We start from the raw sequence: 16,034 nt of genomic DNA, 5'->3' as shown, positions 1-16,034 counted from the left end.
TCTTATTTCCGCCTCAACTTTGCCGTTGAAAACGCGGGCCATGATCCCTGTATCCCTTCGCACCCTCTCCGCAAGCGTCCTGCTGCTTGCCGGAATTCTGGCCGCTTTGCCGCTTCCGCGCGCAGCGGCGCAGGACGCCGGCGCCATGCAGGTTTCCTGGGAGGTGCGCAACCGCTTCCGCCTGTTCCGCGAGGAGCGCGACTTCCTGCTCCATGTCGAGAATGCGCGTAACCGCAGCATTCTGGCCGCCGAGCAGTCGCTGGAGCTGCAGAGCGAGGGTCGTGGCTGGGCCCGCAACATGGTCAACCGGCTCTGCGTCGACCTGCAGGGCCGGGTCAACCAGCCCTGCACCCGCGACAACGTCAAAGAGAACTACATCACGCCGATCGACCATCCCGTGACCGTGCGCCTCGTCGGCGCGGTGCCGGTCGGGGCCACCTGTGCCTGGTCGTTCGACGACGGCGACGGACCGCAGGCCTCGACCTTCGACTGCGCCGAGCCGGTCAATCTGCGCGTCCGCTACGGCAAGCAGACGGTTGCGACCGTCGACGTCTCAGCCGGCTCCGACCCGACCCAGCGCGTCCAGACCGAGATCCAGGTGCGCGACGTCTTCGTCGCCGGCTTAGGGGACAGCATCGCCTCGGGCGAAGGCAATCCGGACCGCCCATTGGCGCTGTCGGACGAAGGTTTCTGCTTCCGCTCCTATCTCGGCACCGCCGGTGCGCAGTACTACCGGCCGAGCCGCCACGGCTACAAGGGCGGGCGCGCCTGCGAGGCGCCGGACACACTCGCCAACTGGCAGCACTACAGCGCGCTGTGGTTCAATGCACCCTGCCACCGCTCGCTCTACAGCTACCAGGCCCGCACCGCGCTGGCGCTCGCGGTGCGCTATACCCACATCGCCGTGACCTATCTGCCGCTTGCCTGCACCGGCGCCAGCATCGGCGACGGGCTCCTGGGCTCGCAGCGTGCCCGCGAATGTCCGCCCGGCAAGACCGGCGTCTGCAACACCAGCGTGAACGCGCAGGTCGCCGAGCTGCGCGAAGCGCTCACCGCGGCAAAGAAGCGCCAGCCGGACCGCACGCTCGATCTCGTGCTGCTGTCGGTCGGCGCCAACGACGTCTATTTCTCCGGCCTCGTCGCCGACGTCATCGTCGACACGGCGACCGAGCGCGCGCTGTTCCGCCGCTCCGGCGTGATGGCGAGCGTCGACGATTCCCGCGACGCGCTGTCGCGCGAGCTGCCACAGAATTTCGTCAAGCTGCGCGAAGCGCTGAAGCCGCTGGTCGGCGGCGACCTCTCGCACGTGGTCTATGTGTCCTACGCCAATCCGGCGCTCGCCGACGGCGGCGTGCCCTGCCGCGGCGGCCGCGCCGGCTTCGACATCCATCCGTCCTTCAACGCCGATCCGCAGCGCCTCGCCCGCGTCTCGACCTTCGTCGACACGGAATTTCTGCCGCAACTGAAGGGGCTGGCCACCTGCACGCGCGGTGCACTGTGCCGCGATCCCGAAGCCGACCGCATGACCTTCGTCGACGCGCATCAGGCCGCGTTCGCCGATCACGGCTTCTGCGCCCATTCCGGCAACGATCCCGAATTCGACCGCAGCTGCTTTGCCGAGAACGGCCAGAGCTTCAACCCCGATATCGTGAGCGCGGCGAGCCAGCCGATGCTGTGCGGCCGCGGCGCCTCGGAGTACCGCGCCTATCTCCCGCGCGCGCGCTGGATCCGCGACGCCAATGACAGCTATTTCGCCGCGATGACCTATCCGCAAGGCTTGCCGGCCGCGAGCCAGCCGACCGACATCCACGATGCGACCTGGGGCGTGCTCTCCGCCGTCTATGGCGGCGCCGTGCATCCAAGCGCCGAAGGCCACGCCGCAATGGCGGATGCGGCATTGCCCGCGGCAAGCGCAGTGCTCGGCCTCGATGCCGTGCCGCCCGGCGTGACGCGCGGACTGCTCGCACCGCTGCTGCCGAGCGCAAGGCAGTAGAAGTGAAGCAAGCTCTCTCCTCGCCGTCATTGCGAGGAGCTCTTGCGACGAAGCAATCCAGACTGTTTCCGCGGATACATTTCTGGATTGCTTCGCTGCGCTCGCAATGACGAGCTTGGGGTTTGCACTTTCCACACTCTCGGTGTCATCGCCCGACTTGATCGGGCGATCCAGTACGCCGTGACGGTCGTGCTGAATCGAGAAGCCGCGGCGTACTGGATTCCCCGCCTTCGCGGGGAATGACAGCGGAATGTGTGGCAATCGTCTTCGCCATCCCCCCGTAACGTTCCCCCAACCTGCCGTTCCATCAATCCAAAAACGGCATCGATCGATACTGCCTTGAACTTGGACACCTTGCCGCACGCGCCTCTAGGACTCGCCTTGAGGAAACATTCGAGTTCTAAGGAGGCGCGTGATGAGCGCAGTGGTGTCCGCAGCGGACGTGAGAAGATCTCGCGTCAGGCTGCTCATCGTGACCATGTTGTTCCTGGTCACCACCGTGAATTATGCCGATCGCGCCACGCTCTCGATCGCCGGCCCCGCGCTCTCGAAAGAGCTGCATCTCGATCCCGTCGCCATGGGCTGGATCTTCTCGGCCTTCGGCTGGTCCTATGTCGTAGCGCAGGTGCCGGGCGGCTGGCTGCTCGACCGCTACGGCTCGCGCCTCGTCTATGCCTTCAGCATCATCATCTGGTCGCTGTTCACGCTGATGCAGGGCTGGGTCGGCTTCCTCAGCGCCGGCGCTGCCATCGTCGTGCTGTTCGCGCTCCGCCTCCTTGTCGGCGTCGCGGAAGCACCGTCCTTCCCCGCCAACGCCCGCATCGTCGCCGCCTGGTTTCCCGGCAACGAGCGCGGCACCGCATCGGCATTCTTCAATTCCGGGCAGTATTTCGCCACCGTGATCTTCGCGCCGCTGATGGGCTGGATCGCGCACACCTATGGCTGGCGCTTCGTGTTCTTCGTGATGGGCGCGCTCGGTGTCGTCATGGGCCTCGTCTGGCTCAAGACCATCTACGGCCCGAAGGAGCATCCCTCGATCAACGAGGCGGAGTTCGACTACATCAAGGAAGGCGGCGCGCTGGTCGATCTCGACGCGCCCAAGGACGATCAGCTGCGCGAGCGTGCGCCCGAGGCCGGCTCCGGCTGGGACCACATCCGCCAGCTGCTCTCCAACCGGATGATGCTCGGCGTCTATCTCGGCCAGTACTGCATCAACACGCTGACCTATTTCTTCCTGACCTGGTTTCCGGTCTACCTCGTCAAGGAACGCGGCCTGTCGATCCTGCAGGCCGGCTTCGTCGCGACGCTGCCCGCCCTGTGCGGCTTCATCGGCGGCGTGCTCGGCGGCATCATCTCGGATGCGATCCTGCGCCGGACCGGCTCGCTGACGATGGCGCGCAAGATCCCGATCGTCGGCGGCATGCTGCTGTCGATGTCGATCATCGCCTGCAACTATGTCGACGGACAGGCGATGGTGGTCGGCTTCATGGCGCTCGCCTTCTTCGGCAAGGGTATCGGCGCGCTCGGTTGGGCGGTCGTCTCCGACACCTCGCCGAAGGAAGCCGGCGGCGTCTCCGGCGGCCTGTTCAACACCTTCGGCAACCTCTCCTCGATCACCACCCCTATCGTGATCGGCTACATCCTGGCGGCGACCGGCTCGTTCAACGGCGCGCTGGTGTTCGTCGGCCTCAACGCGCTGGTGGCCGCCTTCGCCTATCTCGTCATCGTCGGAAAGATCGAGCGGGTGACGCTCAAACGTTCCTCCTGAGGGCTCCCATGGGAGCTTGACCAGGCAACTCAACGGCGGCTTCACGGCCGCCGTCTTTGTTTTGGGGATGATCGATGCTAGAAGTGCCGGGGAAACGCCTTATCCATCTAAGGCATGTATCGATGTTCGACCTCAACCAGCTCCGCTGTTTCGTCACGGTGGCGGAGGAATTGCATTTCGGCCGCGCCGCCGCGCGGCTGAACATGACCCAGCCGCCGCTGTCCCGGCAGATCCAGGTGCTCGAGCACATCATCGACGCGCCGCTGCTCGAGCGCACCAGCCGCTCGGTGCGCCTGACGCCGGCGGGACGCAGCTTCCTGCCGGAGGCGCGGCGCATCCTGAAGCTTGCCGAAAGCGCCTCGCAGGTCGCCCGCCGCATCGCGCTCGGCAAGACCGGCTCGCTGAAGATCGGCTTCACCGCTGCCGCCGCCTACGGCTTCCTGCCCGAGCTGGTCGCCGCCTGCCGCGCCAAGCTGCCCGAGGTGGACTTCTCACTGAAGGAAATGGTGTCGGGCGATCAGTTCGAGGCCCTGACCTCCGGCCAGATCGACGCCGGCCTGCTCAGGCCCCCGATCGCGCGGCCCGAGCTGACCAGCCGCCGCGTCGTCGCCGAGCCCCTGCTCGCCGCGATCCCGAAGAAGCATCCGCTGGCCAATGCCGAGAGCATCACCATCAAGGACTTCGACGACCAGCCCTTCGTGATGTATTCGCCCTATGAGAGCCGCTACTTCCACGACCTGCTGGTGGCCCTCTTCACCCGCGCCGACGTGCTGCCGCGCTACGTCCAGCATCTCAGCCAGATCCACTCCATCCTCGCCATGGTCCGCGCCGGCCTCGGCCTTGCCATCGTGCCGGCCGCGGCCGCGAGCCTGAAAATATCGGATGTGCGGCTGCGCCCGCTGAAGCTGCGCACCCGCGTCCCGGTCGAGCTGTTCATGGTCTGGCGCCGCGAGGACGAGAATCCGCTGCTGTCGGCGCTGGTCAAAATCGCCGGTGAATTGTCCTCCGCGGAGACGATGGAAGATTGATGCTGAATCCGCATTGGTCGATATAGGCTTTGGCTTGGACGCGCATCGAACGGTCTCCTAAACCACGGCGCATGGACGCGCAGCCTTCTGCTTGCGTCCTCCACAACACGCAATAAGGGAGCCGCGCCCATGAGCAAGATGACCCCGCAGGAAATGGCCCAGAAGATCGGATCGGGCCTCCTGTCCTTCCCCGTCACGCCGTTCAAGGCGGACTATTCCTTCGACGAGGCGACCTACCGCGCCAACATGGACTGGCTGTGCGGCTATGATGTCGCAGGTCTCTTCGCCGCCGGCGGCACCGGCGAGTTCTTCTCGCTGACCCCGACCGAGGTTCCTGAGGTCGTGAAGGTCGCCGTCGACGAGACCAAGGGCCGCGTGCCCGTCCTCGCCGGCACCGGCTACGGCACCGCGATCGCCCGCGAGATCGCGATTGGTGCGGAAAAGGCCGGCGCCGATGGCCTCTTGCTGCTGCCGCCTTATCTCACCCATTCCGAGCAGGAGGGCCTCGCCGCCCATGTCGAGGCGGTCTGCGCCTCCGTGAAGATCGGCGTCATCGTCTACAACCGCGACAACGCCATCCTCCAGCCCGACACGCTCGCGCGCCTCGCCGAGCGCTGCCCGAACCTCGTCGGCTACAAGGACGGCATCGGCGACATCGAGCTGATGACCCGCGTCTACACCAAGCTCGGCGATCGCCTGACCTATGTCGGCGGCCTGCCGACCGCCGAGACCTTCGCGCTGCCCTATCTCGACATGGGCGTGACAACCTATTCCTCGGCCGTGTTCAACTTCGTGCCGGAGTTCGCCACCAACTTCTACGCCGCCGTGCGCAAGCGCGACCATGCGGCGATCCACGCCGGGCTGAAGGACTTCATCCTGCCGCTGATCGCGATCCGCAACCGCAAGAAGGGTTATGCGGTCTCGATCATCAAGGCCGGCATGAAGGTGATCGGCCGCGATTCCGGCCCGGTCCGCCCGCCGCTCACCGACCTCACCGAGCAGGAGGTCGCGGAATTGGCCGCGCTGGTGAAGAAGCTGCCCGCCGCACGATCGTCACAACAGGCTGCAGAATAACAGACGACAACAGGGAGGAGCATGCGATGGCCGAGACTGAGATTTCTGGTGCACCGGTCGTCACGGCGATGCAGGTGATCCCGGTCGCCGGCCGCGACAGCATGCTCCTCAACCTCAGCGGCGCGCATGCGCCGTTCTTCACCCGCAACATCGTCATCCTCACCGACAATGCCGGCCACACCGGCGTCGGCGAGGTGCCGGGCGGACAGAAGATCTGGCAGACGCTCCAGGACGCGCGCGATCTCGTGATCGGCAAGACCGTCGGCGCGATGAACAACATCCTCGCCGATATCAGGACCGCCTTTGCCGACCGCGATGCCGGGGGCCGCGGCAAGCAGACCTTTGACCTGCGGGTGATGATCCATGCGGTCACGGCGATCGAATCCGCCCTCCTCGACCTGCTCGGCCAGCATCTCAACCTGCCGGTCGCCGCCCTGCTCGGCGAAGGCCAGCAGCGCAAGAGCGTCGAGACGCTCGGCTATCTCTTCTTCGTCGGCGACCGCCGTAAATCCAAGCTCGACTACGTCACGGGCGAGACCGGCAAGCCCGACTGGTTCAACCTCCGCCACCAGGAAGCGATGACGCCCGAGACCGTGGTCCGGCTCGCGGAAGCCACCCACGACCATTACGGCTTCGCCGACTTCAAGCTCAAGGGCGGCGTGCTCCGCGGCGAGCAGGAGATCGAGGCCGTCACCGCGATCGCAAAGCGCTTCCCCAACGCGCGCGTCACGCTGGACCCGAACGGCGCCTGGTCGCTGGATGAGGCGATCCGCCTCTGCAAGGACATGCACGGCATCCTCGCCTATGCCGAGGATCCCTGCGGCGCCGAGGCCGGCTTCTCCGGCCGCGAGATCATGGCCGAGTTCCGCCGCGCCACGGGCCTGCCGACCGCGACCAACATGATCGCCACCGACTGGCGGCAGCTCTCCCATGCGCTGCGCCTGGGCGCGGTGGACATCCCGCTCGCCGATCCCCATTTCTGGACCATGCAAGGATCGGTGCGCGTGGCCCAGACCTGCCGTGACAACGGCCTGACCTGGGGCTCGCACTCCAACAACCACTTTGACATTTCGCTCGCGATGTTCACCCATGTCGGCGCCGCTGCTCCCGGCAAGGTCACCGCGATCGATACCCACTGGATCTGGCAGGACGGCCAGGCCCTGACAAAAGAGCCGCTCCAGATCAAGGGTGGCAAGATCGCCGTGCCTGACAGGCCGGGCCTCGGCATCGAGATCGACCGCGCCGCCGTCGAGGCCGCGCATGAGCTGTACAAGAAGCATGGACTCGGCGCCCGGGATGACGCTATGGCCATGCAGGACTTGATCCCCGGCTGGACGTTTGACGACAAGCGTCCCTGCCTCGTCCGTTAAGAAACTCTGGAGGAATGAGATGACTGCGATCCTGAAGAACTTCATCGGCGGCGAATGGGTCGACGGCTCCGGCGTCACCAAGAACATCAATCCCTCCAACACCAACGATCTCGTCGGCGAATACGCCAAGGCCGACAAGGCGCAGACCGAGAAGGCGATCGCCGCCGCCAAGGCCGCCTTCCCCGCCTGGGCGCAGTCGACCCCGCAGGTGCGTTACGACGCGCTCAACAAGATCTCGACTGAAATCCTCGCCCGCAAGGAAGAGCTCGGCCGCCTGCTCGCCCGCGAGGAAGGCAAGACGCTGCCCGAAGGCATCGGCGAGGTCGCCCGTGCCGGCCAGATCTTCGCGTTCTTCGCCGGTGAAGCGCTGCGGCTGATCGGTGAGAAGGGCGCCTCGGTGCGTCCCGGCCTCGACGTCGAGCTCACCCGCGAGCCGGTCGGCGTCATCGGCATGATCACGCCCTGGAATTTCCCGATCGCGATCCCCGCCTGGAAGATCGCGCCCGCGCTCTGCTACGGCAACACCGTGGTGTTCAAGCCGGCCGAGCTGGTGCCCGGCTCGGGCCACGCGCTCGCCGAAATCATCACCCGCTCCGGCATTCCCGCTGGCGTGTTCAACCTCGTGGTCGGCTCCGGCTCGGTGGTGGGCCAGACGCTTCTCGATCATCCCGACGTCGCGGCGATCTCCTTCACCGGCTCGGTGCAAACGGGGCGCAAGATCGCGCAGGCCTGCGTGCTCTCGAACCCGATGAAGAAGTTCCAGCTCGAGATGGGCGGCAAGAATCCGCTGGTCGTGCTCGACGACGCCGACCTCAAGACCGCCGTCGAGGTCGCCGTCAACGGCGCCTATTTCTCGACCGGCCAGCGCTGCACGGCGTCCTCCCGCCTGATCGTCACCGAAGGCATCCATGATCGCTTCGTCGCGGCCATGGCCGAGCGCCTGAGCGGCCTCTCCGTGGACGACGCGCTCAAGGCCGGCGTGCATATCGGCCCCGTGGTCGACCAGAGCCAGCTCGACCAGGACCTGCGCTACATCAAGATCGGACAGGACGAGGGCGCCAAGCTCGCCTTCGGCGGCGAACTGCTCAAGCGCGAGAACCCCGGTCACTATCTGCAGCCGGCGCTGTTCACCGAAGCCAACAACAACATGCGCATCGCGCGTGAGGAGATCTTCGGCCCGGTCGCCGCCGTCATCCGCGCCAAGAACTACGAGGAAGCGCTCGCGATCTCCAACGACACCGAGTTCGGCCTCGCCTCCGGCATCTGCACCACCAGCCTGAAATACGCCTCGCACTACAAGCGCAACAGCGAGTCCGGCATGGTGATGGTCAATTTGCCGACCGCCGGCGTCGACTATCACGTGCCGTTCGGCGGCCGGAAGGGCTCGAGCTACGGCGCCCGCGAGCAGGGCTCCTATGCCCGCGAGTTCTACACCACGGTGAAGACGGCTTATACGTTCCCGGGTTGAGACATCGTAAGGTGGGCAAAGCGAAGCGTGCCCACCGCTTACGCTCGGTGTGAAGACGGTGGGCACGGCGCGTTGCGCCTTTGCCCACCCTACGGTTTCGGAGGCAAGCGCAGATGGACCAGGACGTCGCAGCGAAAGAGCAGCCCCGCTACATCAAGCTCAACGAGCGCGACAACGTCGCGATCGTGGTCAATGATTTCGGGCTTCCCGTCGGCTCCCGCTTTGCCAGCGGCCTGACGCTACGCGCCTTCGTGCCGCAGGGACACAAGACCGCGCTGGTCGACATTGCTGAAGGCGAACCGATCATCCGCTATGGCGAGATCATCGGCTACGCGCTCTCGCCGATCCTGGCCGGCGAATGGGTCGATGAAGCCCGCATCCGCATGCCGGAGGCCCCTGCCCTCGACAAGCTGGAAATCTCCACCGCCGTCCCCGCACCGCTGCCGCCGCTCGAAGGTTTCACCTTCGAAGGCTACCGCAATCCGGACGGCTCGGTCGGCACCAAGAACATCCTCGGCATCTCCTCCTCCGTGCAATGCGTCAAGGGCACGATGGAATATGCGGTGAAGCGAATCCGCGCAGAGCTGCTGCCGAAATATCCGAACGTCGACGACGTCGTGCCGCTGACGCATGCCTATGGCTGTGGCGTCGCCATCACCGCGCCCGACGCGGTGGTGCCGATCCGCACCCTGCAGAACCTCGCGCTCAACCCGAACTTCGGCGGCGAGATCCTCGTCGTCGGCCTCGGCTGCGAGAAGCTGGCGCCCGAGCGCCTGGTGCCGGAAGGCGTGAGCGATGCCATCGTCCGCATGCAGGACGAGGCCTTCGACGGCTTTGGCGCGATCGTCGATGCGATCATGACCCAGGCCGAGGCGCGGCTGAAGGTGCTCAACACCCGCAAGCGCGAGACCTGCCCGGCTTCCGATCTCGTCATCGGCCTGCAATGCGGCGGCAGCGACGCCTTCTCCGGCGTCACCGCCAACCCCGCCGTCGGCTTTGCCGCGGACCTGCTGGTGCGCGCCGGCGCCACCGTGATGTTCTCGGAAGTCACGGAAGTGCGCGACGCCATTCAGCTGCTCACGCGACGCGCGATCAACGAGGATGTCGGCCGCGCCCTGGTGCGCGAGATGGCCTGGTACGACTCTTATCTCGCCCGCGGCGGCGCCGACCGCAGCGCCAACACCACGCCCGGCAACAAGAAGGGCGGTCTTGCCAACATCGTCGAGAAATCGCTCGGCTCGATCGTCAAGTCCGGCTCGAGCGCGATCACTGGCGTGCTCTCGCCCGGCGAGAAGGCGACGCAGAAGGGCATGCTGTTCGCGGCAACGCCCGCAAGCGACTTCATCTGCGGCACGCTCCAGCTCGCCTCCGGCATGACGCTGCAGGTGTTCACCACCGGCCGCGGCACGCCTTACGGCCTCGCGGCCGCGCCCGTGATCAAGGTCGCGACCCGCAGCGAGCTCGCGCGGCGCTGGAAGGACCTGATCGACTTCGATTCAGGCAGCATCGCCACCGGCGAGAAGACCATCGAGGAATGCGGCTGGGACCTGTTCCGCCTGATCCTCGACGTCGCCTCCGGCCGCACAAAACCGTGGTCGGATCGCTGGGGCATCCACAACGATCTCACGCTGTTCAATCCGGCGCCGGTGACCTAGAAGCTCACTGACCATCGATCAGGTGCATGTCGCCCAATGTGACGGGCAGGCTGCGCGTGATCAAGTCCGCGATCGCCGCGCGCAGCCGTTCGCCCGAAGCCAAACCGCCAAATGTCTCATCGACCGGTCCGCTCGGGCCGGCGAGCCGCAGGGTCCCGGTGTTGTCGAGCGGCGCCGCCGCCCGCTTCTCGATCACGTCGAACGACTTGCCGTCGATGATGCGGACTTCGTACAGCGCGTGGATCAGGCCGTAATCGGCAAGGAGCGTCCGGTATTCGGCCATTCCGACGCCCTCGACGTTGCGGCCGTTGCCGAGTTTCGATCTTGCCCGGGTGATGACGATGTAGGCATCCAGCCCCTGCGGGGCGACGTCGCTGCGAACCAATTCCTTGAACGGATCGCTGCGCAGGAGATTGACGGGCGCGACCGCCGAATCCCTGACGGCAGCGAACGCGGCGCGCCTGTAAGTCACCGGCTGCACGCGAAAGCGTCCGCTCAAGAGCTTCGTCGCCTGCTGGACGATCAATTCATCGAGTCCCCATGCGCTGATCGAGGAACTTTGCCCGGTGTTGCCAAGCCCGGTCAGGCCGGCGCGCGTCAGGCTCATCTCCTCACCGATGGCCGAGACGATGCCGACGGTCTTGATCGCCTGGAGCTTCGTCGCGCGCGTTTCGAACGCTGCGGCGGCACCGAGGACGGCGGACGCGACCGCGAGGCCAATCCATAGAGCAGCAATGCGACGCATTGGCGGCTCACCGAATCCTGAAGTCGAACGAATAGGACGCACCGATGCCGACGGTGGTCTGGTTCGACGATCCCCGCAGCTTCACCAGCGGACTGTCCGCGGCATCGCCCAGCAGCTTCTCGTATTCGACATAGGCATGGACCTCCCACTGCGGATTGACGCGGTAGGAGATCTGGCTGCCGAAGCCGACCGAGTGCGCGCCGCCCCTGGCATTGTACATCGGCAACCCCGATGCCAGCGCCTGCACGGCGTCGACGCCGAAATACGGCTCGGTCGCCTTCGTGCTCTTCCAGGTGAAGCGCGGGCCGGCCGAGATCGTGAGTCTCTGGATCAGCGGTACGATGACGTCGGCGGAGACGTCCGCGACTGTTCCGGTATGGCCACCCATGCCCTGGCGCAACTCGCTGCGCAGGCGCAGCCAGTCCACCGGATAATATTCGACGAAGCCGCCGAGCTCATAGGCCGCCTTGACGTCGCCGAGACCTGTCAGCTCGGCATATTTGTCGCTCTTGCGCGAGGAGACGTATTTGAACGCAGGACCCGCGCGAAAATTGCCGACGTCGAGCAGCGCGATGCTGGCGCTGTCGCGCGGACCGCGAAACTGGTCGATCGATCCGGCGCGGCGGATGGTGAAGATCGGGATCGGACGAAACTTGCTGTTCTTCGATCCGACGAAGTCAGGCGTGTATTCGCCACCGATGCCGACCATGACAGTCCAGTTGCCGGACGGCGACGGCAGCATCGGCAGCTCGAATGGCGGAGCCGGCAGCGTGAACGCGGTCTGCGCCGATGCGGATTGCGCGGTCGCCATGATCGCACCGAGTGCGGCAAGACAGGCGGTCGTCCACCGCGCATTCACCGTGAGGCGGAGAGCGGCTTCGTCAATATGCTTCATTTCAGGGCCCCGGACCGGCCTTCCTGGCCGAGTCGACTGGTGTGGTTAGGAGCCCAGCATGTGGTCCGGCAAAATTGCCCCAAGATTGCAACGGCCAATCGTCCCTGCGACATTCCGCGCGGGGTGCGCCAGGGGACCAACATTGCCCGAACATTGCCCGGGACGAGTTCACGCGCACAAGTTTTGACCGCGCGTGCCGTTCAACCTCTCCGTTCCTGCCTTTTATTCGCCAAGCTCGCTGCCTTAAACGGAACCGCGCGCACGAACCGAACCGCCGGACTTCGGCCAGGAAGCGTCAAGATGGGGGCCCTGTCGCCCCAAGACAGTCAAGGACGACCCGCGTGCGCTCGCTCGTGATCGAAGACGAACCGCAGATCGGCGCCTATGTCAGCCGCCTGCTCGGGCAGTTGCACGGCGTCGTCGACCTGGTCGGCTCGATTGCCGATGCCCGCCAGGCGCTGGACAATTTCAAATATGATCTCGCGATCGTCGACCGCATGCTGCCCGACGGCGATGCGCTGGAGGTGGTCACCGCGCTGAGCCAGTCGCCGGATCGCCCCGCGATCATCATGCTGACGTCCAAGGACACCAAGGAGGACGTCGTCGACGGTCTCAACGGCGGTGCCGACGACTATCTCGGCAAGCCGTTCGAACCGCAGGAACTGCTTGCGCGGGTGCGCGCCGTGTTGCGTCGGCCCCGCCTGCTCGCACCTGCCGTGCTGTCGCTCGGCAATGTCGAGCTGCATCTCGGCAGCAACGAAGTCGTGGTCGCCGACAGGAAAATCCTGCTGCGGCGGCGCGAGGCGCTGATCCTGGGCGCACTGCTGATGCGGCGCGACCGCGTCATCACCCGCGCCGCCCTGATCGAGGAAATCTACGGTTTCGACGACGAGATCGAATCCAATACGCTCGAAGCGCAGGTCTCGCGCCTGAGGAAGAAGCTGGCCGCATTCGGCGGCGACGTCGAGATCCGCAGCATGCGCGGCATCGGTTACATCCTGCGGCTGGCAACGCCGCGATGAGGTCGATCGCCCGTACGTTTGCGTTCTCGCTCGGCATCGCCGCCACAACGATCTTTTTGATCATGGTCGCGATCTTCGTCTCGAGGTACCCGTTGGAGGAACGTGAGTTCAGGGCCTGCCGGGTCGTGGCCGCCGTTCTCGATCGCGCCACTGATATCGATGGGCAAAACCTGACGGTACGTGCGACTCCCGCCCTCGAGGAATTGAAGGCCGACAGCCCGAACCTCTGGTACGTCGTATCCGTCGGCGATCTCGTCAGCGAGTATGGTAGCGAGCGCCGGCCGGCGCTTCCTTTCGCATTCCCCTATCGCGGGCCGATCGGCTTGTCCGTCTTCAGCACCCACGACCAGAAGAGCACGTTCTGTCTCGCCGTCGAGCAACGGGGCTCCTTGCGGCTCACGACGATGGTCGGCGAGCCTCAGGTCCGCTTCGGCCGGATGGCAAGAAGCTTCCTCGTCCGCAGCAGCTTTTCGATCATCCTGGTGGCGCTGGCCTTTGCGGCGACCGTCGCCATCGGCTCCGCGCTGGCCGCACGTTTCGTCACGCGCGGTATCGAACGGGTCGCGCACCGCGCGCTCGCGATCGATCCCTCGGCCCCGCAAGGTTTGATATCGCTGTCCGAAGTCCCCTCCGAGTTGAAGCCCCTGGTCGAGGCGCTGAACCGCGCTTTCGGCGAGATCGACGCCTATATCCGGATGCAGCGCCGCTTCCTCGGCAATGCCGCCCATCAGCTCCGCACGCCGCTGACGCTGCTGCGCGCGAAGATCGACGACGTGCCCGATCCGGCCCTGAAGGCCGAGCTGGTGCGCGACGTCCGCCGCCTGACGTCGCTGGTCTCAGCCATGCTCGACCTCGCGCGCCTGCAAAATCACGCGATCGAAAAGCGGCCGATCGATCTTGCCGAGATCACGCTGGACGTGCTCGCCGATTTCGGTCCGTCGGCGCTGGACGCCGGCATCGAGCTTGCGCTCGAGCGGGCCGACGAAGGTCCGTTCCTGGTGCAGGGCGTCGATGCCGCCATACGCAGCGCGCTCGCCAATCTCGTCGGCAACGCGCTCATCCACGCCCGCGGCGCGCGGCGCATCGTCGCCACGCTCGGCCGCGGCAGCATTGCGGTCGACGACGACGGCGCAGGCCTGCCCGACGGCGCCGAGCACAAGCTGCTGGAGCCGTTTCAGACCGGCAACGGCGCAGGCGACGGTGCCGGCCTCGGCCTGTCGATCGTCCGCGAGATCATGGCCGCCCATGGCGGCGAGCTCGTGATCGCCTCCGAGCCCGGGCGCGGCACGACGATGCGCCTGTGCTTTCCGGAGGCTGCCGCCGCGGCCAGATCGCGGCACTTGGCTTTGGAGGCGCGCTAGGGCGTCGCCTTCCGTCCGCGAAACCGTCCGGAAACATTGGCACGAAAAACTTCTTTCCCGTTTCATCCTTTCGCACCAAGCAACCAATATCTGCGCCGACGGCAACAGGAATGTTCGCACACGAGCGAACCTGCCCCGGCATCATCGCGACCAAACCTCCGATTGACATCTTTCACGGAGATTTTCCAAATGCGTGCTCTCTCGATGATTGCCATTGCCGGTGCAATGATTGCCAGCTCCGCTGCCGCGTTCGCCGGCGAGCTTCCCTCCTACGAAGTGAAGTCGTTTCCGATCTCGTCGACGCAGGTGCAGGTGCTCGGCGGCGCCGGCGTCGAGGAGCAGTCGACCGCGCCCGCGATGATCATCGCCGGCATGCCCGCATCGCCCGCGCAGGTCTCGGTGCTGTCGCCGCGCGTGAAGCGGCTTGCGAGCGCGAATTCGCAGAGCGAAGCGCGCTGATCGCTGGCGCCGAGGCGCGCCACCCCATTCGTCCATTTCGCGCGCCGGCATCAACCGGCGCGCGCTCTATTTGCATGAACACCGATCCAAACCCGGCCATTGAGAAACGACTGCTTCCCTGATGCAGCGGCCGCGCGGATGGCTTGAGCGCCTGCGCTTGAATCTTCGCACCTTCTCCTGCAAATCAGTCAGCGGACCCGCAGGATTTTCATGCCATGACCCAGATGAAGGCCGCAGTGATACGCGAGGCCGGCGGACCCGAGATGCTGCGCATCGAGGATTGGCCCGTGCCGACGCCCGCCCCGGACCAGGTTTTCATTCGCGTCAAGGCGTTCGGCCTCAATCGGTCGGAGCTCTTCACCCGGCGCGGTCTGTCGCCGAGCGTGAGCTTCCCGCGCGTGCTTGGCATCGAGGCTGTCGGACTCGTCGAGGATGCGCCGGGTGGCCGGTTTCGCAAGGGCCAGACCGTCGCGACGGCCATGGGCGGGATGGGACGGCAGTTCGACGGCGGCTACGCGGAATATGTTTGCGTTCCGGCCACACAGGTCCAGGCGCTCGAGACCAGCCTGTCGTGGGAGATGCTCGGCGCACTGCCGGAGATGCTCCAGACCGCCTGGGGTTCGCTGTTCACCGCCTTGCAGCTCAAGCGTGGCGAGCGGCTCCTTGTTCGCGGGGGAACGACTTCTGTTGGCCTCGCGGCCGCGGCTATCGCGAGCAGGCACGGTGCCGAGGTGATCTCGACCACGCGCAATCCTGCGCGCGCCGAGCTGATCCGCTCCGTTGGAGCGGATCTTGCCATCATCGATGACGGCCGGATCGCCGAGAAGGTCAAGGCTGCAAGCGGCGGCGTCGACAAGGTGCTCGAGCTCGTTGGCACGACGACGCTGGCCGATTCCCTGCAATGCGCGCGAGTGAACGGCATCGTTTGCATGACGGGTATGGTCGGGGACAAATGGTGGTTCGATCAATTCAGCCCGATGGACGTCATCCCGAACGCCGTCAATCTCACGATCTATTCCGGAGGACCGGACGACTTCATGCAGACGCCGCTCCAGGAGCTGGTACGGCAGATCGAAGCCGGCGCGCTTCGCGTCCAGCTCGGACGGGTCTTTCACCTCACCGAGATCGCGGAGGCCCATCGTTGCATGGATGCCAACGCGGCCGGCGGAAAGATCGTCGTCCTCACGGATTGACGA

The 16,034-nt window shown here is 65.8% G+C and carries 13 protein-coding genes; 11 read left to right on the top strand and 2 right to left on the bottom strand.

Annotation, left to right across the window (positions count from 1 at the left end; translation table 11 throughout):
* Positions 1 to 40 precede the first annotated feature (40 nt).
* From QA649_RS17475 to garD, 7 genes are all read left to right on the top strand, one after another.
* Positions 41 to 1,993, top strand: a complete 1,953-nt coding sequence (locus QA649_RS17475; protein ID WP_283025282.1) for a hypothetical protein — start codon at positions 41 to 43, stop codon at positions 1,991 to 1,993.
* Positions 1,994 to 2,408: 415 nt separating this feature from the next.
* Positions 2,409 to 3,761 carry an MFS transporter gene (locus QA649_RS17470; RefSeq protein WP_283025281.1) on the top strand — a complete coding sequence of 451 codons (1,353 nt, stop codon included), beginning with the start codon at positions 2,409 to 2,411 and terminating at the stop codon, positions 3,759 to 3,761.
* A gap of 122 nt (positions 3,762 to 3,883) precedes the next feature.
* The gene (locus QA649_RS17465) at positions 3,884 to 4,789 is read left to right on the top strand and encodes a LysR substrate-binding domain-containing protein (protein WP_283025280.1); all 906 of its coding nucleotides are present in this window, start codon (positions 3,884 to 3,886) and stop codon (positions 4,787 to 4,789) included.
* Between the two features lie 129 nt (positions 4,790 to 4,918).
* A complete protein-coding gene (kdgD, locus tag QA649_RS17460; protein ID WP_283025279.1) occupies positions 4,919 to 5,863 on the top strand; it encodes a 5-dehydro-4-deoxyglucarate dehydratase in 945 nt (314 codons plus the stop codon).
* Between the two features lie 26 nt (positions 5,864 to 5,889).
* Positions 5,890 to 7,233 carry a glucarate dehydratase gene (gene gudD / locus QA649_RS17455; RefSeq protein WP_283025278.1) on the top strand — a complete coding sequence of 448 codons (1,344 nt, stop codon included), beginning with the start codon at positions 5,890 to 5,892 and terminating at the stop codon, positions 7,231 to 7,233.
* Between the two features lie 19 nt (positions 7,234 to 7,252).
* Positions 7,253 to 8,701: an aldehyde dehydrogenase family protein gene (locus tag QA649_RS17450; protein ID WP_283025277.1), complete on the top strand. Its 1,449-nt coding sequence runs from the start codon at positions 7,253 to 7,255 to the stop codon at positions 8,699 to 8,701.
* Between the two features lie 113 nt (positions 8,702 to 8,814).
* Entirely contained in the window at positions 8,815 to 10,356 is a 1,542-nt protein-coding gene (gene garD, locus QA649_RS17445) for a galactarate dehydratase (protein ID WP_283025276.1), read from the top strand.
* Positions 10,357 to 10,360: 4 nt separating this feature from the next.
* On the opposite strand, the gene QA649_RS17440 is transcribed toward garD, so the two are convergent.
* Positions 10,361 to 11,101: a hypothetical protein gene (locus QA649_RS17440; protein WP_283025275.1), complete on the bottom strand. Its 741-nt coding sequence runs from the start codon at positions 11,099 to 11,101 to the stop codon at positions 10,361 to 10,363.
* Positions 11,102 to 11,108: 7 nt separating this feature from the next.
* Entirely contained in the window at positions 11,109 to 11,996 is an 888-nt protein-coding gene (locus QA649_RS17435) for a MipA/OmpV family protein (protein ID WP_283025274.1), read from the bottom strand.
* Between the two features lie 341 nt (positions 11,997 to 12,337).
* Here QA649_RS17435 and QA649_RS17430 point away from each other — a divergent pair, with 341 nt between their 5' ends.
* The 4 genes from QA649_RS17430 (at position 12,338) to QA649_RS17415 (ending at position 16,031) form a co-directional block, all read left to right on the top strand.
* Positions 12,338 to 13,018: a response regulator transcription factor gene (locus tag QA649_RS17430; protein WP_283025273.1), complete on the top strand. Its 681-nt coding sequence runs from the start codon at positions 12,338 to 12,340 to the stop codon at positions 13,016 to 13,018.
* A complete protein-coding gene (locus QA649_RS17425) occupies positions 13,015 to 14,379 on the top strand; it encodes a HAMP domain-containing sensor histidine kinase (RefSeq protein WP_283025272.1) in 1,365 nt (454 codons plus the stop codon). Before QA649_RS17430 ends, QA649_RS17425 begins: the two co-directional genes overlap by 4 nt.
* Positions 14,380 to 14,568: 189 nt before the next feature.
* Entirely contained in the window at positions 14,569 to 14,838 is a 270-nt protein-coding gene (locus QA649_RS17420) for a hypothetical protein (protein ID WP_283025271.1), read from the top strand.
* Positions 14,839 to 15,053: 215 nt separating this feature from the next.
* Positions 15,054 to 16,031, top strand: a complete 978-nt coding sequence (locus QA649_RS17415; protein ID WP_283025270.1) for a zinc-binding alcohol dehydrogenase family protein — start codon at positions 15,054 to 15,056, stop codon at positions 16,029 to 16,031.
* Positions 16,032 to 16,034 lie beyond the last annotated feature (3 nt).

This window comes from Bradyrhizobium sp. CB1717, assembly GCF_029714325.1.
In the GTDB taxonomy this organism is placed as follows: domain Bacteria; phylum Pseudomonadota; class Alphaproteobacteria; order Rhizobiales; family Xanthobacteraceae; genus Bradyrhizobium.
Note: the sequence above shows the minus strand (reverse complement) of the source record. Positions and strands in the feature narration are given on the sequence as shown.